This is a genomic window from Actinoplanes sp. NPDC049265, from assembly GCF_043197135.1.
GTDB lineage: Bacteria > Actinomycetota > Actinomycetes > Mycobacteriales > Micromonosporaceae > Actinoplanes.
In genome coordinates, this window is the sequence record NZ_JBICSP010000017.1 from 129,768 (window position 1) to 154,197 (window position 24,430).

Annotated in this window: 26 protein-coding genes; 15 read left to right on the forward strand and 11 right to left on the reverse strand. The window is 71.3% G+C overall.

All coding sequences use genetic code 11. The features are described from left to right. The first annotated feature begins 318 nt into the window (after positions 1–318). From ACGFIO_RS33050 to ACGFIO_RS33060, 3 genes are all read left to right on the forward strand, one after another. Positions 319–972: a hypothetical protein gene (locus ACGFIO_RS33050; RefSeq protein WP_392832332.1), complete on the forward strand. Its 654-nt coding sequence runs from the start codon at positions 319–321 to the stop codon at positions 970–972. Positions 973–984: 12 nt separating this feature from the next. Further along, entirely contained in the window at positions 985–1,926 is a 942-nt protein-coding gene (locus ACGFIO_RS33055; protein ID WP_392832334.1) for a hypothetical protein, read from the forward strand. A 111-nt stretch (positions 1,927–2,037) separates the two neighbouring features. Then, complete coding sequence (locus ACGFIO_RS33060; protein WP_392832336.1) at positions 2,038–3,024, forward strand: helix-turn-helix transcriptional regulator; 987 nt, start codon at positions 2,038–2,040, stop codon at positions 3,022–3,024. A gap of 77 nt (positions 3,025–3,101) precedes the next feature. Here ACGFIO_RS33060 and ACGFIO_RS33065 read toward each other — a convergent pair whose 3' ends face one another. From ACGFIO_RS33065 to ACGFIO_RS33075, 3 genes are all read right to left on the reverse strand, one after another. Next, entirely contained in the window at positions 3,102–3,575 is a 474-nt protein-coding gene (locus tag ACGFIO_RS33065) for a hypothetical protein (protein ID WP_392832339.1), read from the reverse strand. A gap of 539 nt (positions 3,576–4,114) precedes the next feature. Then, positions 4,115–6,346 (reverse strand): M48 family metallopeptidase, encoded by a 2,232-nt coding sequence (locus ACGFIO_RS33070; protein ID WP_392832340.1) that lies wholly within the window; start codon positions 6,344–6,346, stop codon positions 4,115–4,117. A gap of 445 nt (positions 6,347–6,791) precedes the next feature. Further along, a complete protein-coding gene (locus ACGFIO_RS33075; RefSeq protein WP_392832342.1) occupies positions 6,792–8,183 on the reverse strand; it encodes a family 20 glycosylhydrolase in 1,392 nt (463 codons plus the stop codon). Positions 8,184–8,235: 52 nt separating this feature from the next. Between ACGFIO_RS33075 and ACGFIO_RS33080 the strand changes: the two genes are divergently transcribed. After that, complete coding sequence (locus ACGFIO_RS33080; protein ID WP_392832345.1) at positions 8,236–8,769, forward strand: GNAT family N-acetyltransferase; 534 nt, start codon at positions 8,236–8,238, stop codon at positions 8,767–8,769. 59 nt (positions 8,770–8,828) lie between these two features. Here the strand turns inward: ACGFIO_RS33080 and ACGFIO_RS33085 are convergent, their stop codons facing one another. From ACGFIO_RS33085 to ACGFIO_RS33100, 4 genes are all read right to left on the reverse strand, one after another. Further along, entirely contained in the window at positions 8,829–9,293 is a 465-nt protein-coding gene (locus tag ACGFIO_RS33085) for an NUDIX domain-containing protein (protein WP_392832347.1), read from the reverse strand. Positions 9,294–9,312: 19 nt separating this feature from the next. After that, positions 9,313–10,092, reverse strand: a complete 780-nt coding sequence (locus tag ACGFIO_RS33090; RefSeq protein WP_392832349.1) for an LLM class flavin-dependent oxidoreductase — start codon at positions 10,090–10,092, stop codon at positions 9,313–9,315. Between the two features lie 30 nt (positions 10,093–10,122). After that, entirely contained in the window at positions 10,123–10,401 is a 279-nt protein-coding gene (locus ACGFIO_RS33095) for a hypothetical protein (RefSeq protein WP_392832352.1), read from the reverse strand. A gap of 84 nt (positions 10,402–10,485) precedes the next feature. After that, on the reverse strand, positions 10,486–11,442 hold the full coding sequence (locus tag ACGFIO_RS33100) for a helix-turn-helix transcriptional regulator (protein WP_392832354.1): 957 nt from the start codon (positions 11,440–11,442) through the stop codon (positions 10,486–10,488). A 236-nt stretch (positions 11,443–11,678) separates the two neighbouring features. On the opposite strand from ACGFIO_RS33100, the gene ACGFIO_RS33105 reads away from it, so the two are divergent. Both ACGFIO_RS33105 and ACGFIO_RS33110 read left to right on the forward strand, forming a co-directional pair. After that, positions 11,679–12,743, forward strand: a complete 1,065-nt coding sequence (locus tag ACGFIO_RS33105; protein WP_392832356.1) for a magnesium and cobalt transport protein CorA — start codon at positions 11,679–11,681, stop codon at positions 12,741–12,743. A gap of 219 nt (positions 12,744–12,962) precedes the next feature. After that, complete coding sequence (locus ACGFIO_RS33110) at positions 12,963–15,548, forward strand: lipopolysaccharide biosynthesis protein (protein ID WP_392832358.1); 2,586 nt, start codon at positions 12,963–12,965, stop codon at positions 15,546–15,548. A gap of 47 nt (positions 15,549–15,595) precedes the next feature. On the opposite strand, the gene ACGFIO_RS33115 is transcribed toward ACGFIO_RS33110, so the two are convergent. From ACGFIO_RS33115 to ACGFIO_RS33130, 4 genes are all read right to left on the reverse strand, one after another. Continuing rightward, the gene (locus tag ACGFIO_RS33115; protein WP_392832360.1) at positions 15,596–16,066 is read right to left on the reverse strand and encodes a hypothetical protein; all 471 of its coding nucleotides are present in this window, start codon (positions 16,064–16,066) and stop codon (positions 15,596–15,598) included. Positions 16,067–16,162: 96 nt separating this feature from the next. Then, the gene (locus ACGFIO_RS33120) at positions 16,163–16,648 is read right to left on the reverse strand and encodes a GNAT family N-acetyltransferase (protein ID WP_392832362.1); all 486 of its coding nucleotides are present in this window, start codon (positions 16,646–16,648) and stop codon (positions 16,163–16,165) included. 88 nt (positions 16,649–16,736) lie between these two features. Next, positions 16,737–16,877 (reverse strand): hypothetical protein, encoded by a 141-nt coding sequence (locus ACGFIO_RS33125; protein ID WP_392832364.1) that lies wholly within the window; start codon positions 16,875–16,877, stop codon positions 16,737–16,739. Between the two features lie 184 nt (positions 16,878–17,061). After that, positions 17,062–17,535, reverse strand: coding sequence for an Lrp/AsnC family transcriptional regulator (locus ACGFIO_RS33130; RefSeq protein WP_392832366.1), 474 nt, complete (start codon positions 17,533–17,535; stop codon positions 17,062–17,064). A 71-nt stretch (positions 17,536–17,606) separates the two neighbouring features. Here ACGFIO_RS33130 and ACGFIO_RS33135 point away from each other — a divergent pair, with 71 nt between their 5' ends. From ACGFIO_RS33135 to ACGFIO_RS33175, 9 genes are all read left to right on the forward strand, one after another. After that, complete coding sequence (locus tag ACGFIO_RS33135; RefSeq protein ID WP_392832368.1) at positions 17,607–18,062, forward strand: DUF2000 domain-containing protein; 456 nt, start codon at positions 17,607–17,609, stop codon at positions 18,060–18,062. A 96-nt stretch (positions 18,063–18,158) separates the two neighbouring features. Beyond that, on the forward strand, positions 18,159–18,509 hold the full coding sequence (locus ACGFIO_RS33140) for a DUF2750 domain-containing protein (protein WP_392832370.1): 351 nt from the start codon (positions 18,159–18,161) through the stop codon (positions 18,507–18,509). A 102-nt stretch (positions 18,510–18,611) separates the two neighbouring features. After that, positions 18,612–18,821, forward strand: coding sequence for a Flp family type IVb pilin (locus ACGFIO_RS33145; RefSeq protein WP_392832372.1), 210 nt, complete (start codon positions 18,612–18,614; stop codon positions 18,819–18,821). Beyond that, the gene (locus ACGFIO_RS33150) at positions 18,818–19,207 is read left to right on the forward strand and encodes a TadE/TadG family type IV pilus assembly protein (RefSeq protein WP_392832493.1); all 390 of its coding nucleotides are present in this window, start codon (positions 18,818–18,820) and stop codon (positions 19,205–19,207) included. Before ACGFIO_RS33145 ends, ACGFIO_RS33150 begins: the two co-directional genes overlap by 4 nt. Beyond that, positions 19,195–20,154 (forward strand): pilus assembly protein TadG-related protein, encoded by a 960-nt coding sequence (locus tag ACGFIO_RS33155; RefSeq protein ID WP_392832374.1) that lies wholly within the window; start codon positions 19,195–19,197, stop codon positions 20,152–20,154. The genes ACGFIO_RS33150 and ACGFIO_RS33155 overlap by 13 nt, the downstream gene beginning before the upstream one ends. 11 nt (positions 20,155–20,165) lie before the next feature. Further along, positions 20,166–20,930 carry a Flp pilus assembly protein CpaB gene (locus ACGFIO_RS33160; protein WP_392832376.1) on the forward strand — a complete coding sequence of 255 codons (765 nt, stop codon included), beginning with the start codon at positions 20,166–20,168 and terminating at the stop codon, positions 20,928–20,930. Positions 20,931–20,934: 4 nt separating this feature from the next. Beyond that, positions 20,935–22,107: a CpaE family protein gene (locus ACGFIO_RS33165; RefSeq protein WP_392832379.1), complete on the forward strand. Its 1,173-nt coding sequence runs from the start codon at positions 20,935–20,937 to the stop codon at positions 22,105–22,107. After that, positions 22,104–23,486 carry a CpaF family protein gene (locus ACGFIO_RS33170; RefSeq protein ID WP_392832380.1) on the forward strand — a complete coding sequence of 461 codons (1,383 nt, stop codon included), beginning with the start codon at positions 22,104–22,106 and terminating at the stop codon, positions 23,484–23,486. The genes ACGFIO_RS33165 and ACGFIO_RS33170 overlap by 4 nt, the downstream gene beginning before the upstream one ends. 8 nt (positions 23,487–23,494) lie before the next feature. Next, positions 23,495–24,430, forward strand: coding sequence for a type II secretion system F family protein (locus ACGFIO_RS33175; protein WP_392832383.1), 936 nt, complete (start codon positions 23,495–23,497; stop codon positions 24,428–24,430).

A 24,430-nucleotide genomic window follows, 5' to 3' on the forward strand; every position in this document is an offset into this window, starting at 1 on the left:
CGCCCGACGGGTACGGCATGGACCTCCGGCAGAGGATACGAAATCGACGTGTGGCGAGGAACCCGCCCAATGCCCGTTTTGGTGGTTTTGCCGGATGCCGCCGCGCATTCTGTCCGGATGCGCCGCGTGATTGGCATGAACCCGACACTACGACGTCACTCGTCCGAAGTGGCTGGTCAACGGTCTGTGACGGAATGAGGGCGGCACCGGGACATCCGACCATCGCCCTCTGGAACGGGTCAAGTAAACGGATCCGCTGGGCGGGATTGATGACCACCGCTCAGTGGGAATACCAGGGGCGGAGAAGGAGGAAAATCCATGTCCGGTGGACAAGTCATCGTCCTCGTCATCGTCCTGCTGGTGCTGGCCGCGGTCGCGGTCCTCGCGGTCCGCGCGGCGCGCCGTCGCAAGCTGCAGAGCACCTTCGGACCCGAATACGACCGCGTCGTCGCCGACACGGGCAGCCGTGCCGACGCCGAGAAGGAACTGCAGGAACGGCAGAAGCGGCACGCCGAGCTCGAGCTCAAGGAGCTGAGCCCGGAGGCGTCAGCGCGTTACCGCAAGTCCTGGGAAGACGTCCAGATCCAGTTCGTGGACAGCCCCGGCGAGGCCGTGGCCACCGCCGACGACCTGGTCAGCCGGCTGGTCGCCGACCGCGGCTACCCGACCGGCGACTACGACGACCAGCTCGCCAACCTCTCCGTCGAGCACGCCCGCACGCTGGGCCACTACCGCGACGCGCACGAGATCAGCACCCGCAGCCGCAACGGCGAGGCCAGCACCGAGGACCTCCGCCAGGCGCTGGTGCACTACCGCGCCCTCTTCGCCGACCTGCTGGGCGAGGAGCCGGTGCGGCCGGCCGCGACGACCACCACCGCCACCGAGCCGGTGCGGCCGGCCGCGTCCACCACCACCGAGAACGTCAACAACAGCGACGTCACGGGCCCGCGCCCGGACGCCACCAGCCGCTGAGGAGGACCCGGGATGCGCTTCTTCACCAACGACAACAAGGACGACGACACCGACGTCAAGGACCGCCCCGCCGATCACCCCGACGACACCGTCGCCCTGCCGCAGCAGCGCGGCAACTCGCCGTGGTCGTCCACGCCGGACAGCACCGAGGGCAGCGGCAGCCACCGCCGGGACGACGAGGAGCCGCTGATCACCGACCAGTCGGCGGCCGAGGACCCGACGCCGCCGGACCACGCGGTCGCCGACACCTCCCCGGACGCCGCCCCCGACGCCGGCTGGGCCGGGCCCACCGGCACCACCGACGGCAAGGGCGCGACGCTGGAGGACGACGGCGAGTTCGACGACCCCAAGGTGGTCGACGCCGACGGCAGCGCCACCATCGCCGACGGCGACGACGACACACTCCGCGACGAGGGCGCCTTCGACGACCCCAAGGCCGTCGACCCGGCGACCGACGAGCCGATCGAAGACGACTCCACGGACACCGCGGACCACACGGGCACCGACCGCACGGACTACACGGACAGCACGGACACTGTCGAGACCACGGACACGGCCGACACCGCGGTGATCGTCGCCGAGCCGGTGCCCGTCGCCACCGACGCCGCCGTCACTGACGCGCCGGCTGCCGCGGACGCGACCACCCCCGCCGACGAGACGCCCGCGGCCAAGCCCGGCGAGGTGGCCGCCCCCGAGGTGACCACGATCTTCGGCGCCGACGACGCCAAGGCCTTCCAGGACCGGTGGCGGGACGTGCAGCTGCGGTTCGTGGACAGCCCCAAGGAGGCCACCGCCGAGGCGGCCGCCCTGATCGACGACGCGGTCGAGAAGCTCACCGCCGCCCTGCGCAGCCAGAAGGACTCGTTCCGCGGCGACAGCACCGAGGACACCGAGAAGCTGCGCGTCGAGCTGCGCGGCTACCGGGAGATCTTCAACCGGATCATCGGCCTCTGACCGCGCGTACCGTCCGTCGGGCCTTCATGAAACGAAACAGTTTCGTACGCTCACAGCAGCCGCGCCGATGACTGACAGCCGCTGTCAGTCATCGGCGTTATCGTGTCGGCCATGCGCGCCGGCCGCCTGCTCTCCCTCCTGCTGCTCCTGCAGACCCGGGGGCGGATGACCGCGCAGGCGCTGGCCGAGGAGCTCGAGGTGTCGGTGCGCACCGTCTACCGCGACGTCGAGTCGCTGAGCGCGTCCGGGGTGCCGGTCTACGCCGACCGTGGTCCGGCCGGCGGCTACCAGCTGCTCGACGGCTACCGGACCCGGCTGACCGGGATGACCGGGGCGGAGGCGGCCACCCTGGTGCTGGCCGGCATCCCCGGCACGGCGGCCGAACTCGGGCTCGGGTCGGTGCTGGCGGCGGCCGAGCTCAAACTGCGGGCGGCGCTGCCGGGCGGGCTCGCCGAGCGGGCTGACGGCGTACGGGAACGATTTCATCTGGACGCGCCCGGCTGGTTCCGGGCCGACGAGCCCGTCCCCCACCTGGCCGTGCTGGCCGGGGCGGTGTGGGACGCGCGGCAGGTGTCGGTGCGATACCGGCGGTGGCGGGCGCCGCGCGAGGTCAGCCGGACGCTGTCGCCGCTGGGCGTCGTGCTGAAGGCCGGCCGGTGGTACCTGGTGGCGTCCTTCGACGACCGCGTCACGGCGTACCGGGTGGCCGGCGTGCTCGACGCCGAGGTGCTGGAGCGGCCGGCCGACCGGCCGCCGGGTTTCGACCTGGCCGCGTTCTGGCGGGAATGGACCGCGCGGTACGAGCGGAGCGTCTACACCGCGACCGCGACCGTCCGGATGACCACCGCCGCCCTCGACTTCATGCCGTTCGTCTTCCCGCCGGAAATGTCGCGGATGGCCCGGGCCAACGCGGGTGCTCCGGATGCGTCCGGGCACGTGACCACCGAAGTGCCCATCGAGTCGGCCCGGCACGGCCACACTGAGCTGCTCAAACTCGGCTCGTCGGCGGAGGTCCTGGCGCCGCCGGAGCTGCGGGCGATGTTCGCCGCGACGGCACGGGAGATGGCCGCCCGGTACCAGCAGGGACAGTCGCCGTGACGATGCGCCGCGCAACGCGAAGCTGATCGCGGAGTTCCGGGCCGGCGGATCCCGGTGGTGGCGCTGATGCCGGCCGATCAGCCCTGACCGCTGGTGCCGCTCTGATCCGATCCCTCGTTGCCGTCGCCCTCGTCCGGATCGTCGGGCGTGGTGGTGCTCTCCTCGTCCGGCGGCGTGCTCGTGGCGTCGTCGGCCGGGGTGGTCTCGGTCGGCTCGGTGCTCTCCACCGGCTTCGACGTCTGCTCGGGCGCGGGCGACTCGGGCGCCTTGGTGGTCTTCGACGGCTTGGGCCGGGGCGGCTCGGTCATCGGCATGTTCCTGGCCTTGCGCTGGGGCTCCGGCACCGTTACGGGCTCCGGGTCCGCGGCGCCGGCGGCCTCGCCGCCGCGCGGGTTGGTCACGCTCTGTTTCTGCTCGCTCTGCACGACCGGTGGTTTCGGTGGCGAGACGGTCACGTCGCCGATCTGTACGCCGAGCCAGAGCGCCGGCCCGAGCCCGATCGCGACGAGCGCCCCGAAGAGCGCCATGGGTCCCCGCTGTTCGCGTTGCATCGGCGCCCCTCCTCCCCATTGATCATGTCCGCTGCGTCTACTTCTACCCAGAGATCCCGAAGTTGAAGCAGCCGTCACGCGATGCCATTGTGACGCAAAGTGAAGCTTCGGTTACGTGACCGTCAGAAGTGTGACCGTGTTACCGAGAAGCACGAACCGGACGGGCGAACAGTTCAGCGCCCAGCCAGGATTCACCTCGCGTTCGCTCTCTTTCCCGGCCGGCCCGCGCTTTCCCCTCGCCGCCACCCGGCCGGCCCGCACCGGCTCGGCTCAACGGGTCACGGCGTCGTCGAGAGCAGCCCGCGACAGCCCGGCTCAACGGGGCACAGCGTCGTCGAGAGCAGCCCGCGACAGCCCGGCTCAACGGGGCACAGCGTCGACGAGAGCAGCCCGCGACAGCCCGGCTCAACGGGGCACAGCGTCGACGAGAACGGCCCGCGACAGCCCGGCTCAACGGGGCACAGCGTCGACGAGAGCAGCCCGCGACAGCCCGGCTCAACGGGGCACAGCGTCGACGAGAGCAGCCCGCGCTGCTCGGCTCAGCGGGTGCGGGCCAGGTAGGCCACGGCGTCGTCGAGGGCGGCCCAGCCGCCGGGAAGCTCGTCCGAGTCGAGGGCGGCGCGGACGGTCAGCGTGTTGCCGTCGCGCAGCCGCAGGTCGTAGGCCTTCGGGGTGCGGCGCGTCTGGGTCGCTCCGCTGACTTCCGCGTACGGGACGAAGCGCGCCCCCGGCGCCGCGTTCGGCATCGCGGCGACCTGGGCCAGGCGACGTTTCGCCGAACTGTTCTGCGACCGGGGCAGGCCGGGCACCAGCAGCAGTCCCGTGTCCACGATCAGCAGGTCGGTCCGCGACCCGTCCACGACCAGGTTGACCAGCCCACCGACCACGTCGGCGCCGGTGCGGCGGTCCCGTTCGGCGCCGGCCGTCGCCGCCGGGTCGATCCGCAGGGCGATCAGCCGGTCCCGGGCCGCGGCCACCGTCGACGGGTCGGCGACGAGCGTGGCTACCGCACCCAGGTCCAGGTGGCTGCCGTCGGAGGCGACCAGTTCGGCCGTACCCGTCCAGCTGTGCCGCCAGCGCGCCGCCCCACTGCGCAGCGCGGCCAGCGCGAGCAGCAGGGTGACCAGCTCGTTGATCCGGCGTTCGGTCTCGTCCGGCGGCATGTCCGGGAAGACGGTCTCGGCCACCTTGCGCAGCCGCCCGTCCGCGGCCAGGTCGAGCACGTCGGCGGCGGACGCGACGGGCGTGCCCGCGGCCCGGGTCAGGGTGCCGAGCGCAGCGTCCGCCTCGCGGTCCATCTCGGCCGCGCGCGCGTTGCCGAAGAACTCGTCCCAGCCGACCACCGTCCGCCCCTGCGGCGGGAACGCGACCGCCTGCAGCGCGCGGCCCAGCCCCGGCAGGTCGGGCACCAGCTCGACATCATCGGCGATCAGGACCGCCCCGGTCGGCTCGACGTCGACCAGCGCGCCGGCACCGGCCCGAACCGGCAGCGGTGTCCAACCCGGAATCGACGAGACCGGCACCTCGCCGCCGCCCGGGGCCGGAACCGCCGAGATCGGGCTCCCGTCGGCCGCCTCCTGGCCACGATCGACCGGGGCACTCGAGTTCGCGGCGGCGTCAGTCAGCCCGGAGGAAGCACTGAACCCGCCTTCCGCCGGCCCGGTCGCATGGCTGAGCCCGGCGCCCGTCGGGGTGGCGGCATCACTGAGCCCGGCGCCCATCGGCGTGGCGGCATCGCTCAGCTCGGCGCCGGCTTCGACGGGCGGGATGGCGGGGGCGGTCGCGACGGTCGCGGGGGCGGGCGCGGCCATGGCGGGCGCGGGGGCCGCCGGGATCGGGATCGGGGTCGCGAGCGCGGTGACCGCGGCCAGGCGTTCCGGGCGGGGCGGATGGGTGTCCCACTCGTCGGCCACGTGCAGTTCCTGGCGGCGGAGGATGGTGAGCTCGTCGGCCCGCGCCGCCAGCATGCGCAGGAAACCGCCGAACACGTCGTCCGGTGCGTGTCCCGTGCGCCAGCCCGGCGCCACGTACTCGGTGTAAAAGACCCGCTGCAGCGTCTCCATGGCCGGCCCGTCGCGCAGCATCGCCACCGTGGCCGCGACCCCGGCGAACTCCGCCGCCACCCAATCGGCGCACAGTTCCTGGGCCTGGCTGACCGGCTGGTCATACCCCCGATAGATTTTCGCGTAGGCCCGCAGCACCGGACCAGCACCGTTGCGCCGGGAGATCCGCGGGATGATCCGCGCGACCGCGCGCCGCCCCCGGTAGGCCGGCGGCGCCCACCGGCTGAGCCGCGGCGTGACGTGCGAGAGCTCGTGCGCGACGGCCGCGCCCAGCACCGCGTTGTCCCAGGCCTGCAGCAACGGCAGCCCGAGGTAGAGGTCCTGTCGTCCGCCGATCAGACCGAGCAGATGGGTACGCTCGCTGAGCACGACAGTGGCCTCGGCGACCACGATCACGCGTTCGGGCGACCGCACCTGACCGGCCTGAGCCGCGGCGTCGATCATCGCCCACAGCGCCGGCGCGTCCGAGCGGGTCACTTCCACGCCGGCCGGCTCGATCCGCCGGGTGCGCAGGGCCCGCCACGTCGCGTAGGCCATCACGCCGACCGTGGCGATGCACAGCGGAACTCCGAGCCGCAGCGCCGCGCCCGACGGCAGCAGCGACAGCACCAGCAGCACCGGCACCACGACCAGCGCCAGCTGGGCCGTGGCAACGACCAGGAACCCGGCCAGCATGGCGGCCGACAGCCACGCCCTGGCACCGCCCAACGTCCGCTCCTTCCCCTCGGGTCCGCCGTCCCGCCACAACGACCAGCCACATCGCCGCCGCACCGCCGCAACGACCAAGCCACATCGCCACCGCACCGCCGCAACGACCAAGCCACATCGCCACCGCACCGCCGCACCGCCGCAAGCCACATCGCCACCGCACCGCCGCAACGACCAAGCCACATCGCCACCGCACCGCCGCAACGACCAAGCCACATCGCCACCGCACCGCCGCAACGATCGAGCCGCGTCGCCGCCCTCCCGCCGCGACGACGACACCGCGTCACTTCGGGGAGGCGCGACCCAGATTAGGCCGCGCTCCGGCATCCGGCTCCACCGCGTACCGACGGCTCAGCTTCCGCCTTGCACCACGAAGTGCGGAAACAAGACGACGCGGCCGATCCGAAAACTTAAGGAAGATTTCGAACCGGCCCCGTCCGGGTGACTACTCCCAATCGACGGTCGGCGACGGGTGGTAGGCGATGTTCCCGGAACGCCAGCGGGCTCCGTACGCGCCGACCCGCCGGCGGAAGGAGGACCAGTCGCGGGCCGCGCGCGGCGTCCAGCCGATCTCCGCGATCGCCGGCAGCCGCGGGAACGTCATCGTCTGCACGTCGGCCAGGCTGCGCAGCGTCTCCGACCACAGGGCCGCCTCGACGCCCAGCAGGGAGTGTTCGGGTACGCCGGGCAGGCGGTCGGCCGGGTCCCAGTCGTACGCGCGGTCGAGCTCGACGCAGCCGGCCCAGTCCAGGCCCAGGGGGAAGTCGGGGGTGTACTTCATGTCCAGGTAGGTGCGGTCGGCGGGCGACATGATGACCTGCGAGCCGGCGGCGACGGCGCGGGCGGTGGCCTCGTCGTCGGGCTCGGTCCGCCAGAACTGGGGTACGGCGGTGTCGGGGAGGTCGACGGTGGCCATCTCGTGCCAGCCGATGGCCCGTTTGCCGTACTTGCCGACCATGGGGAGCACCCGGGACATGAAGGTCCGGTAGTCGTCGGCGGTGGTGGCCTGGGCCTCGTCGCCGCCGATGTGCAGGAACGGGCCGGGGGTCAGGGCCGCCACCTCGCGGATGACGTCCTCGACGAAGGTGTACGTGGTCTCCGAGCCGGCGACCAGGGAGCTGTAGCCGACCTCGCCGTCGGTGCGCTGGGTGACGGGCTCGCCGTCGGCGGTCAGGGACGGGTACGCGAACTGCGCGGCGTTGACGTGGCCGGGCATGTCGATCTCGGGGACGACGGTGACGAAGCGTTCGGCGGCGTAGGCGACGATCTCGCGGTAGTGGTCGCGCGTGTAGAAGCCGGGGCCGACGCCGTCGACACCGGTGCCGGCCGCGCCGCTGACCTCGGTGAGGCGGGGCCAGCCGGGGATCTCGATGCGCCAGCCCTGGTCGTCGGTCAGGTGCAGGTGCAGGTGATTGATCTTGAAGGCGACGATGGCGTCGATGTAGGACTTGACCTCGTCGACGGTGAAGAAGTGCCGGGCCACGTCGAGCATCACGCCGCGGTAGGCGAAGCGCGGCCGGTCGGAGATGTGGCCGCCGGGCAGGCGTCCGTCGGAGGATCGAAGCTGCTGGAGGGTCTGGACGGCGGCGAAGGCACCGGCCGGCGCGGGCGCGGTCACCGTGACCGATTCATCCGAAATATCAATTGAGTACGATTCGTCGGGACCATCGCCGCCGGCGACGAAGCGAACATCGCCCGCCGGGGAGGACGGCAGCCCCAGGAAGGCCGCAACCTCGGGATAGTCGCCGCTGACGCGGGTGTCGGCGGTGATCGTGAACACCGCGGACGAGGGCTGGACGGTGACGGGCAGAGGAATGACGTCATCGAGGAGTCGCACGAGCCTGACTCTAAATGCTGTTTCCAGTTACTGGCGAATAAAGTAGATCGTCATGGGGATCACCATCCGCCGCGCCACCCCGGCCGACGCGGCCGAACTGCACGACGTGGCCGCCCGGACCTTCGCCCTGGCCTGCCCGCCCGGCACCACCCAGGCCGACGTCGACGACTTCGTGACCACACACCTGTCCGAGTCCCGCTTCGTGGACTACCTCGAGGACGAGAACCGCGTCCTGCTGCTGGCCGAGTCCGACGGCGAGCCGGTCGGCTACACCATGCTGGTCCACGGCCCGATCGCCGACGAGGACGTTCGCCGGGTGGTCGAGGAGGAGGGCAGCATCGAGCTGAGCAAGTTCTACGTGCTGGTCGACCGGCACGGCTCGGGCATCGCACGAGAGCTGATGGCGGCCACGCTGGAGGCGGCCGCCGCCACCGGCGCCACCCACTGCTGGCTGGGCGTCAACCAGCTCAACGCGCGGGCGGCGAGGTTCTACGAGAAGAACGGCTTCACGATCCGGGGTACGAAACGCTTCCTGGTCGGCTCCGACTGGCACGACGACCACGTACGCGCCCGAGCCCTCACCTGAGACCTGTCTCAAAATTCAGTCCCAGAAAGAGCGCCCCGGGGGCGAATTTGAGACAGGTCTCAGGGCGCGAACCAGGTGCCGGGGGCCAGCGCGCATTCGATCCGATGCTTGCCCAGGTCACTGAGGGCCGGCAGGTCGTCGAGGGCGAACCACCCGACGGCCAGCGACTCGTCGTCGTTCACCCGCGCCTCGCCGCCGGCCGCCCGGCACCGGAACGTGATGTCCACGTACTGCACCTGGTCCTGGTTGGGGTAGGTGGTCGCCGGCTGGGTGAGCACGCTGACCACCCGCTCGGGCACGATGTGGACCGCGGTCTCCTCGTACACCTCGCGCACGATCGTCTCGGCCGGCTGCTCCCCCGGCTCCATCACCCCGGCCGGCAGTGCCCACTGCCCGTTGTCGGCACGCTCACCGAGCAGGACACGGCCGGTGTCGTCGAACACGACAGCGGTCACGCCCGGCATCAGGATCAGCCGGTGCCCGATGTCGTCGCGCAGGGTCTTGATGTACGGCGAGAGCGGCATGCCGGACAAGGTACGCGGATCAGGCGAAGCGCGGCGTGATCTCCTCGCCGACGAACCGCAGGAAGGCGTGCAGGTCGGGTTCGTCGGCGTCCGGTTCGAGGACCACGGTGGCGGCACCGGCGTCGATGTACTGCTGGACGGCGTCCACGGTGGCCCGGACGTCACCGGTACGGCCGCGCGGGTGCGGCGCGAACATGATGATCTTGTGGGCCGGGTCGCCGATCAGCTCGCGGGCCTCCCGTACGCCGTCCGGCGACAGGCTGCTGACCAGGATCGTCTCGTCGGCCACCTCGCCGGCCAACTTGAGCGTCTTGGGTCCCATCGCGCCGACCACGATCGGCGGCACGGTGGCCGGCGGCCAGTCCAGCTTGACCTTGTCCAGGTTGACGTACTTGCCGGTGGTGGTGACCTCCTCGCCGGCGAGCAGCGCGCGCAGGGCGGTGACCCACTCGCGCAGCAGGGTCAGCGGCGACGCGGCCCGCGCGCCGACCTGCTGCATCCACTCCTGCACACCGTGCCCGACGCCGACGATCGCCCGGTCGCCGAACATCCGGTGCAGCGTGGCGATCTCCATCGCCTCGGCCACGACGTTGCGGAACGGCACCGGGGTGAGGCCGATGCCGACCCGGATGCGCTCGCTCCACGCCAGCGCGGCCGCGGTGGCCGAGATGCCGCCGTTGAGGAAGCAGTCTTCCCACAGCCAGAGCTCGTCGACCCCCAGTTCGTCGGCGAGCCGCACGGCGGCCTTGAGGTTTTCCGGCGGGTTCTGCGGGCGGAAGGTGACCCCGATCGCTGTCATGAGATCAACCTACTGCCCGGCCGCGGAGGATCACGGCGAGTGGGCGGTCCAGCTCGTCCAGGTGGGTACGCGGATCCCGGGCGGAAACCACGGCGTCGGCGGGTGCCCCGCCCACCAGCCGTCGAAGAACGCGCCGGGCCGCGCGATCCACGGCCCGGCGTGCACCGCCCGGGGCAGCTCGGGGTCCCGGCCGAACCACTGCGGCGGATCCCCGGCCCGCCCGGGCGACCGGATCAGCGTGACACCGGCGTAGAGATCGATCGTCTCGCCCTCCGGCAGCCCCACCCCACGAACCCGAAGCACGCTCATGGCCGGAAATCTAGGGGAAAATGTCGTACCTCGCCGGTAGGTTTCCGGTGCGGATGGGCGCCACGGGGGCGCCCATCCGTCCACTCACGACGGCCCGGCTCCCCTGAGCAGCGCCGCACCCACGCGTCGAGCCGCGTCGATCAGTTCGGGCGGCGACTGCACGGTGAAAGGCGCGCCGACCGTGCCGAGCACCAGCACCGCCCAGTTGAGATCGTCGACGTTCATGACGAGCCGTGCGCCCGCGGCGGTCTCCTCGACGCTGCCCCACGGCCCGACCACCGCCCGCACCCGCTCGGCCGGCGCCTCGATCAGCACGGCCACGTCGTGCCGGGCCGGCACCGACGCCAGCCGCGAGCGAAGCCACGCCACCGGGTCGCCGCCCGGGATCTCCCTCGGCCGGAAGCGGGCGCCGGTCAGCGCCGGGCCGGACATCCGGTCGACCCGGAAGCTGCGCCAGTCGCCGCGCTCGGTGTCCCAGGCCATCAGATACCAGCGGCGGCCGAGCGAGACCAGCCGGTGCGGCTCGACGTGCCGGCTGGTCGCCTCACCCTCGCGGGCGGTGTAGCCGAACCGCAGCCGTTCCTCGCCCCGGCAGGCCAGGGCGATGGTGGTGAGCGCGCCGGCGTCCAGGGCCGGCCCGCCACCGAGGACGCCCGGGCTGGTCATCGCCTGCAACGCGTCGATGCGCCGGCGCAGGCGGGGCGGCAGCAGCTGGATCACCTTGGCCAGCGCGCGTACCGAGGTCTCCTCGAAGCCGGCCACCGCACCGGCCGCCGCCGTCCGCAGCCCGATCGCGATCGCCACGGCCTCGTCGTCGTCCAGCAGCAGCGGCGGCACCGCCGCGCCGGCCTGCAGTTGGTACCCACCGGCCACGCCCCGCGCGGCGTCCACCGGATAACCCAGCTCACGGAGCCGGTCGACATCGCGTCGCAGCGTCCGCGGGCTGACCGCCAGCCGCTCGGCCAGTTCGCCGCCCGGCCAGTACCGATGCGTCTGCAGCAGCGACAGCAGCCGGAGCATTCGAGCACTGGTGTTCGCCATGCCTCCAGAGTCTCCCCCATTGCGGTCAGTTTCCGACCACATCGGCGGCCCCGGAAGTGGCAGGTCTGGGCGGTATCCGCGGCGCGGATACCGCCCAGGGCTACCACGAGGGTTTGGGGGCGCGACCAATTACGCAGGTGGAGCGAAGCGACCTCGGCGGGAGCAGCGGTCTGTACCACCCACCCCGCTACGACCTCCTGGTCTTGATCTTGGAATGCGCCGCTACCTTCTCTCCCATGATGTACCGGTGGTTGCGCGGTCTCGTCGGGCCCGGCCGGGCGGAACGGCCGCACGAGGTCCGGCTCTCCGCCGACGACGTCGTCGACTGCGCCGTTTACGCGCGCGGCCGCCGCCGCCCCGGAGCGGCCGACTTCGTGCACGCCGCGCGGGAGGCACGCCGCCGCGGCGACAGCTTCGTGTGGCTGGGGCTGCACGAACCGGACGTGATCACGATGACCGCGGTCGGGCAGGCGTTCGGGCTGCACGACCTGACCGTCGAGCAGGCGCTCGTCGGCGGGCACCGGCCGGCCGCCGAGACCATCGGCGACGTCGTGCGGATCGTGCTGCGGACCGCCCGGTACGTCGAGCATGAGGAACTCACCGAGACCTCCGAGGTGGTCGACACGGGCGACGTGACGCTGCTGGTCGGCGAACGCTTCGTGATCACGGTGCGGCACGGGGCGCCGGGGGCCTTGCGGGACGTACGCCGGGAGCTGGAGCTGCGGCCGGAACTGCTCGGCCTGGGCCCGTGGGCGGTGGCGCACGCCGTCAGCGCGGCCATGGTCGACGGCTACCTGGAGGTCGCCGGCCACGTCGAGCGAGACATGGAACGGCTGGAGGAGACCGCGTTCGCCACCGACCGCAGGCCCGGCATCGCGCACATGTACCAGCTCAAGCGCGAGATGGTCGAGTTCAAGCGGGCGGTGCTGCCGTTGCAGGAGCCGCTGCACCGGGTCATCGACTCGGACCAGCTGCCACCGGCCCTGCGCCCCTACTTCGTCGATGTGCGCGGCCGGCTGGCCCGGACCGTGGACCGGGTGGCCGGCTTCGACGACCTGCTGAACTCGATCATGCAGGCGCGGCTGGCTCAGGTGTCGATCGACCAGAACAACGACATGCGCAAGATCGCCTCGTGGGCGGCGATCGCGGCGGTGCAGACGGCGATCGCCGGCATCTACGGCATGAATTTCGACCACATGCCCGAACTGCACTGGAAGTACGGATATCCGGCGGTGATCGCGCTGATGCTGCTCGCGGCGGTCGGCCTGCACCGCCGGCTCAAACGGGTCGGCTGGCTGTAACGGTCGGCAACACGCACGGTCACAATCGAGACCAAGATCACTCGCGAAACCGACGTTAGCCTTGTGACCAGGCAAAACGCATGGGACCTCAGGACCAACAAAGCTCCGCCGAACGGGTCCCCCATGGTCGCTCGACCGTGTCCCATCTCGGACCGCTTCGCCGTACCACCCCATTACTTCCAGTAACTACCTTTTGCTGGTCGATCATTGGGGGAACGAGTGACCGCTACCGAGGCCGTGCCACAGACCACCGTTGAGCAGGCTCAACTTACCCTGCTCGGCCGACTGCGCGGGCATGTCGACCTCTTCCTGAACGCCGGCTCGCTGATGGCCACCACGGCCATCACGTCACTCTTCGGATTCGCCTACTGGTGGGTGGCGGCCCGGTCGGCCCCGGCCGAGGCGGTCGGCCAGGCCTCGGCCGCGGTCTCCGCGATGACCCTGATCGGCACCATCGGCATGTTCGGCATGGGCACCATGCTGATCTCCGACCTGCCCAAGCTGACCGGCCGCAAATGGGACCTGATCTCCACCTGCCTGCTGGTCGCCGGCGGCGTCGCCACGGTCGGCGGGCTGGTCTACGTCGCCCTGGCCCACCTGGCCATCCCCGGCCTGCAGGACGCGCTCGGCTCCCCCGCCGCGACCGTGCTGCTGGTCTTCGGCATCGCGCTCAACGCGGTCACCCTGGTGCTGGACGAGGCGCTGGTCGGACTGCTGGCCGGCCCGATGCAGCTGATGCGCAACGCCTGGTTCTCGGTGATCAAGCTGGTGCTGCTGGGCGCCCTGGTGCTGCTGCCGTTCACGGTCACCGGCGGCACGCTGCTGCTGACCTGGGTGGCCGGCATGGTCCTCTCGGTTGCCATCCTGAGCCGGGCGCTGCGCCGCCGCGGCATGATCGACTCGGCCCGCCCGGACCTGCGGCTGATGCGCGGGCGCGGTCAGGCCACCTTCGACCACAACCTGCTCAACCTGGCGACCTACCTGCCCCGGGCCACGTTGCCGCTGGTCGTCACCGCGGTGCTCTCGGCCGAGGCCAACGCGTCGTTCTACACCGCCTTCATGGTCACGTCGTTCCTGGCCATGGTGCCCGGCAACGTGGCGCTCACCCTGTTCGCGGTGGCCAGCGGCGACCGGGCCGCGCTGCGCTCCAAGGTCCGCGTGGGCCTGCTCATCTGCGCGGCGGTCGGTCTGCCGGTGGCGATCTTCGTCGCGGTCTTCAGCGACTGGGTGATGGGCCTCTTCGGTTCCTCGTACGCCGAGACGGCCGGCCCGGCCCTCGCCATCCTGGCCCTGACCTACGTCCCGTTCGTGTTCCACCACTTCTTCCTGGCCATCTCCCGGGTCCAGGGCAAGGTCCGCGGAGCCGGCATCTTCTCGGTCTTCGCCGGCCTGGCCGAGCTGGCCGCCGCCTGGTACGGCGGCTCCCGCGGCAGCCTGACCGAGCTGGTCGCCTGGGTCGCCGCGGTGATGGCCCTGGAAATGATCATCGTCGCGCCCATCGTGCTGCGCGTCGTGCTCCCGTCCCGGCGGGCCGACGCGGCCGAGCTCCCGGAAGGAACCATGTCCGCCACCCCACTCACCCTGCATGAGCGTGCCTGGCTGCCGCTGGAGTACATCCGTACCGTCGGGCCCCTGACCGGGGTCACGGCCGAACGGATCCGGGCCGCCCTGATCGGGTTGCACGCCGCCGACCCCACCCACCGCGCCGTCTCCCGGCTCGACCGCACCGGCGGCCGCTGGCTGCACCTGGACGCGCCGACCTTCGCCGCCTACGTGACCGAGGCCGTCACCGATCTGGGCGACGGGCCGGTCGACTTCGACGCGATGACCCGCGAGCTGCAGGCCGAGCCGCGGGCCCACCATCCGGTGCGGTTCCTGGTCGGCGGCGGCTACGTGGCGATGAAGGTGGCGCACTCGTACGGCGACGCCGGCCCGGTGAACACCCTGCTGCGCGAGGTCGTGCGGGCGGCCGGCGAGGAACGGGCGGCCGTGATCGAGCCCATGCCACGCCGGTTCGCGCTGCCCGGCGCCTGGTGGAACACGTTCGGCAAGCACCCGGGCAAGTGGCGTGACGCGCTGAAGATGGCGCGTACGCCGCACTTCGCGACCGGCGAGGAACACCCGTGGACGGCGGGTCTGACCGTGCAGACCGCGCGTTCGGCCGACGTGCTGGGCAAGATGCGGGTCTGGCGGGACGAGCACGCGCCCGGCGTGACCACGTCGGCAATCACCTTCGCGGCGTTCACCGCGGCGCTGAGCGAGCTCGGCTTCCACCCGGACCTGGCCGGGGCCACGTTCCTCGCCGACGCCCGGCGCTACCTGCCCAAGGGCGTGACGGTGGAGAGCAACTTCTGCTTCGGGCCGTACCTGAGCCCGGCGTCGCTGACCGACCCGATGGCCATCCACCGGACGCTGAAGGGCGAACTGGCCACCGGCGGGATGCTGACCATGATGCTGCTGCGCGAGACCAAGCTGGCGGTGACCGGGGCGCCCGGCTTCCCCGACCCGTACCCGTCCTCGGCGCCGGCCGACCCGCTGGTCCGGCTGACGTTCAGCAACCAGGGGCGACACGACGTGCTGGCCGACCTGCCGTGGGCGATCGAGCCGGCGCACCGGGTCAATCAGAGCGTGCCGACCCGGGGCGGCCCGGAGGGGATCACGCTGACCACGTCGGAGATGGGCGGGGTGCTGCACCTGGAGGCGACGTTCCACGCCTCGACGTACGACCCGGCGATGGTCGGGCGGGCGCTCGAGCTGGTCTGCGCCGACCCGGCCGCGCTGATCATGACGGCGGCGGCCCGATAAGACGTGCGCGCGGCCGGACGCCCCCGCCGGCCGCGCGCATCTTCTCCTTACATACCGGTGTTACGAACCGGCAGCACGAAAGCGGTCCACTTGGCGCTGACGACCTTCTTTTTGCCGGTCTTGCAGTTGTCGTAGCTGATCCACGCCGGCAGGTAACGCCAGGTGCTCTTGTACGTCGGGCCGGTCTTGACGTAGAACGACGCGAAATCGGTCTCGTTCTTCTTCAGCGTCGAGTCGTTGTGCAGCGACGTGAAGGGCCAGCCCCACGGGTGGGTGATGTCGACGCCCGGGATGTCGTTGACGCGCAGCTTGAAGTTGCAGGCTTTCACGTCGGTCCTGAACCAGACGCTCTGCCAGCGCCCGGAGTTCTCGTCCTGGGACTGCAGGAACGACCAGACCGCGGTCGGTCCGTTCGCCTTCGGAGCGGCGACGGCGGGCGCGGAAGTCGCCGTCATCGCCATGCCGGTGGCCGCCACCGTCGCCGCGACCATTGCACCGATCCGCCGGAACTTGTTCATGCCGAAAGCCTCCTGAGAAAGTTCGGCCGCCCCCGTGAACGACCGACGAGATCAGGCTATTCGGACTTTAGGTATTTTTTGGGATTTTGGGAATTTTCATAGCTTCATGTACATAACGTGGAGTCCCACTGGCCCGTTCGTACGATGCCGGAACGACTCGGGAACCGTGCCGATGATCCGGAATCCCAATGCCTCCCACAAATGCACGGCCACGGCATTGGTCTCGACCACCGCGTTGAACTGAATGCCGTGGTATCCCGCCCCGCGCAGCCACTCCACCGCATGAACGCCCATCGCTCGCCCCACGCCCCGCCCACGCACGCCCGGGTCGACCATGAAGCTCGCCGTACCGACGTGATCGCCGCGCCCCGGCCGGTTCGGCCCCATCTTGGCGCTGCCGAGCACGCGATCGCCGTCGACGGCCACCACCACGTGCCCCGGCGGCTCTTCCATCCACAACGCGCCGGCCTCGTCCGGACCAAGCCCTTCCGGGTACGCGTAGGTCTCCCCCGCCGCGACGATGCTCGCCCAGAACGGATAGATCAGCGGCCAGTCCGCCGCCGTCGCTTCCCTGATCTCCACACCGGCAACCGTAGGCCCAGCCGGACCCGGCGGTCGTGAGCAGCGGTACCGAACCGTCAGACGACGCCGCTGGTGTCGGCAGCGCTGATCAGGTCTCGAACGCCGCGGAGGTCAGCTCCGCGGCCCATTCGTACAGCTGACAAGCCGTACCGGCATGGCGGAGATATGGGTCGAAACGCTCCACCGAGATCCACGTCGGGATCGTCGCGGCATGCGGATGAACAGCCACGAGGGCCAGGGTAGGGACTCGACCATTGCCGGCGAAGCCAAATCGAACACAATCACTCGATCGAGTGGCCCAGGGGAACGACCGGAAAAGAAGGAGCCCCAGTGGCATGCCGAAGCAGAGGCCGAACTGGGGCGTACCCGTAGAACGCTAATCTCCTCGACGCCTTTCGTCAAGTCACCTCCCCCTACGGGCCGGCCGGGAGCGGGGCGATGCGGTCGTTGCGGAGGTGTTCGTAGACGACCGAGGTGCGGACGTCGGCGACGTGGGCGTGTTCGGTCAGGCGGTCGATGACGAAGGCGTACAGGGCGTCGTTGTCGGGGACGGCCACGTGCAGCAGGAAGTCTTCGGTGCCCGAGGTGACGAAGACGCCGAGCGTGTCGGGGAGGGCTCCGGCCCAATTGCGGAAGGCCTCGATGTTGCGGCGCGACGGCGGGCGGATGCGGACCGCGATCAAGGCCTGCACGGGGCGCCCGATGGCGTGCAGGTCGAGCTTGAGGCTGGCGCCCTGGATGACGCCGCGCTCGCGCAGCGACCGGGTGCGGTCGAGCGCGGTGGTCGGCGACACCCCGACGGCGGCCGCGATGTCGCGGTTGGTCCGCCGTGCATCGCGCTGCAACTCGCGCAGGATCGCCGTATCAAGTTCGTCCAGATCGGCCATCGGCCCACCCTAGCCGAATTAAGTACGAACGCATTGGAACTCAGCCGTGCTAATGCCTAGCCTTGGCCGTCATGAGCGCACAATTCGGCTTCGAGCCGGAGGAGATCCGTACGGACGAATCCACCCGCACCGCCCGTCTGAAGTGGGTGATCCTCATCGACCGGGAGCTCGACCCGGGCCGGGCCGCGAACGCGGCGGTCTGTGTCGCCGCGGCCACCGCGACCGAGGTCAAGGGCCTGCTCGGGCCGGACGGCAAGGACGCGGCGGGCGCCGTGCACGCGGGTCTGCCCTGGGCCGGGTGCACGATCCTGGGCGCGACGCGGGCCGAGCTGGCCGAGATTCGCGCCAAGGTGACCGACGGCGTGCACGTGACCGACATGCCGGAGGCGGCCCAGGCCACCCGGGTCTACGACGACTACCTGCGTCAGCTGGCCGGCGACGACGCTCCGGCGTACCTCGCGGTGAGCCTGGTCGGGCCCCGGAACCGGATCGACAAGCTGGTCAAGCGCCTGCCGTTGCTGCAGTAAATTCCCATTCAAATCACCCCGAACCCTCCGAAGAGCGACGATAGAGCTACGACAGAGCAGTGGATGGGCCGTAGCGAGGGGACGGAGGGAAGCGGCATGTCGCTCAGCGGTGCGCACCGGGCGGCGTTCCGGCGTGAAGCGCCCCAGGAGGGGCGGGTCTTCTCGATCCGTGACGCCGGCGGCTATCCGGTGGCGAAGGACCCGGACGGGACGATGGCGCTTCCGTTCTGGTCGAAATCGTCGCGGGCGGGCAAGGTGGTCGGGCAGGTCACCGCGTACCGGAAGTTCGACGTCGTGGAGATCGACCTGGCCGACTGGCTGGAGCGCTGGTTGCCGGGTCTGGAGCGGGAAGGTTACCTGGTCGGTGTCAACTGGGCCGGGCAGCGAGCGACCGGCTACGACGTCACGCCTGGCCAGGTTGCCAGGTGGTTCCAAGAGACTTCATGACGCCGCCAAACCCTTTAATGGCTCTCCCGGGGACCGATACACATTGCGACAGGCTGACCATGCCGGCGCAATCGGTCGCGGCACCCCAGAAGGAGATCCACGATGCTCACCACCCTGCTCCACGAGATGGCGACGCGCTTCTCCTCCCGGCGTTCCAGCGACGACGAGGGCGCCACGGCGGTCGAGTACGCCCTGCTCGTCGGCCTGATCGCGGTCATCATCATCTCCTCGGTGACGCTGCTGGGCGGCAACATCGACGCGATGTTCGACGACATCGCCAACCAGCTGGGCGGCGGCACCAGCACCACCTGACGCCCGCGGACGACGGGGCGGCCGCCGTCGAGATGGCGATCGTGCTGCCCCTGCTCCTGCTCATCCTGTTCGGCATCATCGACTTCGGTCTGCTGCTCAACCGGCAGATCCTGCTCACCGAGGCGGCCCAGGCCGGTGCCCGGGCCGCCGCGTTCGGCTCGGCCGACCCGGGTTCGAGGGCAGCCGCGGTGCTCGGCGACCAGCCGTCCTCGGTGTCGGTCACGCCGTGCCCGGCCAACGCCACCACCGCCGACGACGCCCGCGTCACCCTGACCTACCGCTACCAGGCGAAGACGCCACTGGGCAGCCTGATGCTGCTGTTCGGCCAGGACGCCGCCGACACCTTCGAGCTGCGCTCCACGGGTGTGATGGCATGCGTCGGCTGAGCCGAAGGGACGACGACGGCGCGGTCGCGGTGCTGGTCGCGATCCTGCTCGGCGGTGGGGTGCTGCTCGGCACGGGTGCGCTGGTCATCGACATCGGGTTGATCGCGCACGAGCGCGAGCAACTGCAGGGCGGTGCGGATGCGGCCGCGTGGGTGGTCGCTGATTCCTGCGTGCGTACGCCGGCCACGTGCGCCGGCCAGCAGCCACTGGCGCAGCGGCAGGCCGACGGCAACGCGCGCGACGGCCGGTCGGCCGCATCGCTGACCGTGTGCACCGCCGGCTGTGGCAGCGCACCCCGCGGGCGTACCCAACCATGTCCTGCTCTGCCCCCGGACCTGACCGCGCCGTTCGCCGAGGTCCGCACCGAGACCCGCGACGCCGACGGCGGAACCCTGCTTCCCCCGGTGCTGGCCGGGGCGAGGAACGGCACCACTGTCGCCTCCTGCGCCCAGGTCGCGTGGGGCGCCCCGGCCACCGGCACCGTCCTGGCCCTGGGCATCGCGCAATGCGCCTGGGCCGACGCCACGCGGAACGGCACCGCGTACCCGTCGCCCTCGGGCTCGTTCGCAGCCGGCGGCACCAGACCCACCAGCTGCGGCGATCCGATCCCGAGCGGCTGGCAGGCGACCACCGGCTACACGTCGCTGGCCGAGGACGACGGCTGCGAGCGCACCCTCGACACCGCCGACACCGTGCCCGCTCCGGCCGACCCGGGTGACTGCGCGTCCGCCCTGGACGCAGCCCGCGACAGCGGCGAACCGGTGCTGATGGCGATCACCGACGCGACCGACGGTACTGATTACCGGATCAGCGGCTTCGCGGCCTTCGTGGTCGAGGACGACGACCCGCTCACCGGCCATTTCGAGCAGCAGATCCGGCCGGTGAACGGGCAGCTGCCGGGCGACGGCCGGGACTACGGCGCCACGTACATCACGCGGATCGGATGAAGGAGGATCTCATGCGCCGACGGGTTCTCATTGTGCTGGCCGCCCTGGTTCTGGGCGGGCTGAGCGCGATGGCCGTGCTGGTCTACGCCCGCGGCGCGGACCGGCGTGCGGTGGCCGGCCGGGAGGGCGTGTGGGTGCTGCTGGCCCAGGACAAGATCCCGCGGGGTACGACCGGAGAGCAGATCCGGTCGGGCCGGCTGGCCGGCCGCGTGCTGATGCCGGCGGCCACGGTGCCCGAGGGCGCGCTGACCGACATCGACGGCAAGCTCGACAGCAAGCGCCTGGCCACCGACCTGATGCCCGATCAGATGCTGATGCGGGGCCTGTTCACCGACGCCGGCGACATGGACCGGGCCGGTGTGCCGGACGGCAAGCTCGCGGTCAGCGTGGCGGTGGCCATGGCCCCGGGTGTGGCAGAGAAGGTCACCTCGGGCGACAAGGTCACGGTCTTCGTCACGTACGCCAAGGACGACCCGCCCAGCCGGCAGCGAACCCGGGTGCTGCTGCCCGAGGCGACCGTGATCAGCATCGACAGCGGGCCGCCGAGCGACGTCACGCCCAGCCCGGCCACCAGCTCGCGGCTGTCGGTGTCGACCCGGAGCAGCAGCCGCCAGGCCGACTCGTACCCGGCGACCCTGGCGGTGGACCAGGGCCAGGCCACCCGGCTGGTCCACGCGGCGCAGACCGGCCTGATCTACCTGGGTCTGGTCGGGGCGGACGCGTCGGTCGGCCCGTCCGCAGCCGTGAACTACGACAACATCTGGCCGAAGGGATGAGCCGGTGACCTACTACGTGTACGTCGAGCCGGACCCCGAGCGCCGGTCGATGGCCGGTCCGTACACCGAACAGGGTTTCGACATCGTGCCCGAGCTGGCCGACCTGGACGAGCACCTGCCCCGGAACCCGGAGACGCTGCTCGTGGTGGTCGGGGCCGCGGTGGATCTGGAGGCGGCGCTGACCTTCGCGGCGTACCAGCGGGTCCAGCGGCCGCTGCTCGGAGTGATCCTGCTACGCCGCACCCCCGACCCGGACGTGCTGGCCCAGGCCATGCGGGCCGGCGTCCGTGAGGTCGTCCAGGAGCTCGACGCCGAGGGTATCCGCAACGCCGCCGTCCGGTCGGTGGACCTGTCCAAGGCGCTGAGCACGACCATGCGCGCCACCGACCACACCCGCAGCGCCAAGGTGGTCACCGTGTTCGCCGGCAAGGGCGGTTGCGGCAAGAGCGTGGTGGCCACCAACCTGGCCGCGGCGCTGTCCGCCCAGGGCGGCCGCCGGGTCCTGCTGGTCGACCTGGACCTGCAGTTCGGCGACGTGGCGATCATGCTGCAGCTGCCGCCGGCCCGGAGCATCACGGACGCGATCGCGATGGCCGGGCGGCTCGACGAGACCGGGCTGCGGTCGGTGCTGACCTCGTACCGGCCGAACTTCGACGTGCTGCTCGCGCCGGCCAGCCCGGCCGAGGGCGAGCATGTCGGCCGCGACCTGGTCACCGAGGTGATCGAGGTGGCCCGCGGCATGTACGACTTCGTCGTGGTCGACACCCCGCCGTTCGTCACCGATCAGGTGCTGGCCGCGCTCGACCTGTCCGACTGGTTCGTGCCGATCGTCACCCCGGATCTGCCCACGCTGAAGAGCATCCGGCTCACGGTGGAGATGTTCGACCTGCTGGAGTATCCGCGCGAGCGCCGCCTGGTGGTCTTCAACCGGGCCGACTCGCAGGTCGGCCTGACCGTGGAGGACGTCGAGGAGGCGGTCGGCGCCCACCTGTCGGTGCACATGCCGTCGTCCCGGGACGTGCCGGTGTCGGTGAACAAGGGCATTCCGATCACCCTGGACAACCCGACCCACCCGGTCAGCATGGCGATGCGCCGGCTGGCCGACCGGTGCGCCGGCGGGGCCGCGGAGCAGGTCGAGGCCGCGCCGAAGCGGCGGATGTTCGGGCGGCGGCGGTGAGCCTGTCGGCGCGGATCGGCGGCCGCGCCCGGACGCCGGAGGCCGCGCCACCGCTGGACGACGCGCCGGAGCGGGGCCCGGTCTCGGTCACCACCGAGCGCTACCGGACGGCCGGTCTGCAGGCCGGGGACAACGTCACCGAGGTACGCCTGCGGATCCAGCGCCGGCTGGCCGACGAGCTCGGGCCGTCCTTGTACTCGGCCAACGCGGCCGCCGAGGACCTGGAGGACCGGGTCCGCCACACGCTGACCGAGCTGATCGCCCGGGAGGAGACCCCGCTCGCCGGCGCCGACAAGGCCCGGATCATCCGCGAGGTCACCGACGACGTCCTGGGCCACGGCCCGATCGAGTCGCTGCTGCGCGACCCGTCGGTCAGTGAGGTGATGGTCAACGGCCACGACCACGTCTGGGTCGAGCGCTACGGCCGGCTGGAACGCGCCGACGTCGAGTTCGACGACGAGGCCCATCTGCGCCGGATCATCGACCGGATCTGTTCCCGGGTGGGTCGCCGGGTCGACGAGGCCAGCCCGATGGTCGACGCCCGGCTGCCCGACGGGAGCCGGGTCAACGCGGTGGTCGCGCCGATCGCCCTGGACGGCTCCAGCCTGACCATCCGCAAGTTCTCGGTGTCGCCGCTGACCGTCGACGACCTGATCCGCTTCGGCACGCTGACCCGCAGGACCGCCGACTTCCTGGACGCCTGCGTCCGCGGCCGGCGCAACATCGTGGTCAGCGGCGGCACCGGCTCGGGCAAGACCACGATGCTGAACATCCTCTCCGGCTTCATCCCGCACGACGAGCGCATCGTCACCATCGAGGACGCGGCCGAGCTGCAGCTGCGTCAGGAGCACGTGGTGCGGATGGAGTCGCGCCCGATCAACTCCGAGGGCCGCGGCCTGATCGCGATCCGCGACCTGGTCCGCAACGCGCTGCGGATGCGCCCGGACCGGATCGTGGTCGGCGAGGTCCGCGACGCCGCCGCGCTGGACATGCTGCAGGCGATGAACACCGGCCACGACGGCTCGCTGACCACGCTGCACGCCAACGCGCCCCGGGACGCGGTGTCCCGGATGGAGACGATGGTGCTGATGGGCGGTCTGGAGCTGCCGGTCCGCGCGATCCGCGACCAGATCGCCTCCGCCGTCGACCTGATCATCCAGGTGAGCCGGCTCAAGGACGGCACCCGCCGGATCACCCACATCAGCGAGGTCGTCGGCATGGAGGCCGAGGTGGTCAGCCTTCAGGATCTCTTCCTGTACGACTTCAAGTCGGCCAAGGGCGGCCTGAAGCCGACCGGCATCCGGCCCCGGTTCACCGACGACATGACCGTCTATCAGGTGACCCTTCCGCCGTCGCTGTTCGCGGCCGGGCCCCGATGATCGCGGCCATGGTCCTGGCCGGTGCCGCGGTCACCCTGCTCGCCTGGCTGCTGCTGGACCACGTGTTCGGCCGCACCCCGTTCCAGCGGCGGCTGACCATCCTCGCCCGGTTCGCGGTCCACCGCCCCGAACGCAAGGGCCGCCTGCTGGCGGCGGTCCGGGCCGCCGCCACCAGGGCCGGCGAGGGGCTGGCCCGGCTGACCCGGCTGGACAACCACGATCTGCTGGACGCGGCCGCGGTGCCCATCCGGCCGACCGAGTGGCTGGTCATCCGGGCCGGCGCGGCGCTCGGCCTGTCCCTGCTGCTGACCCTCCCGCTGCCCTGGTGGCTGGGCCTGCCGACCGGCCTGATCGCCGGCTTCCTGGTGCCGAACGCGCTGCTCACGGTCCGCATCGACCGGCGCAAGCGCACGTTCGCGCAGGAGCTGCCGGACACCCTGCAGATGGTGGTCAGCTCGCTGCGGGCCGGGTTCACCCTGCAGCACGGCATCGAGGTGGCGGTGCGCGACAGCACCGGGCCGGTGGCCGCCGAGCTACGCCGGGCGGTGTCCGAGACGCGGATCGGCGGGGAGCTGGAGGAGGCGCTGGTGCGGGTCGGTACGCGTACCGGCAACCACGACATGAAGTGGCTGACCATGGCGATCAAGCTGCAGCGTGAGGTCGGCGGCAACCTGTCCGAGGTGCTGCAGACCACCGCCGACACCATGCGCGAGCGGGAGCAACTGCGCCGCAGCGTGCACGCGCTGAGCGCCGAGGGCCGGCTGTCGGCGACCATCCTGGTGGCGATGCCGCTGCTGATCGGGGCGTGGATGTTCCTGTTCCGGCCGGAGTACGTCCGGCCGCTGATCGCCGAGCCGCTGGGCCTGGTCATGCTGGGCGGGGCCGGGCTGCTCATGGTCGTCGGCATCCTGTGGCTGCGCCGTGTGGTCCGGGTCGAGGTCTGA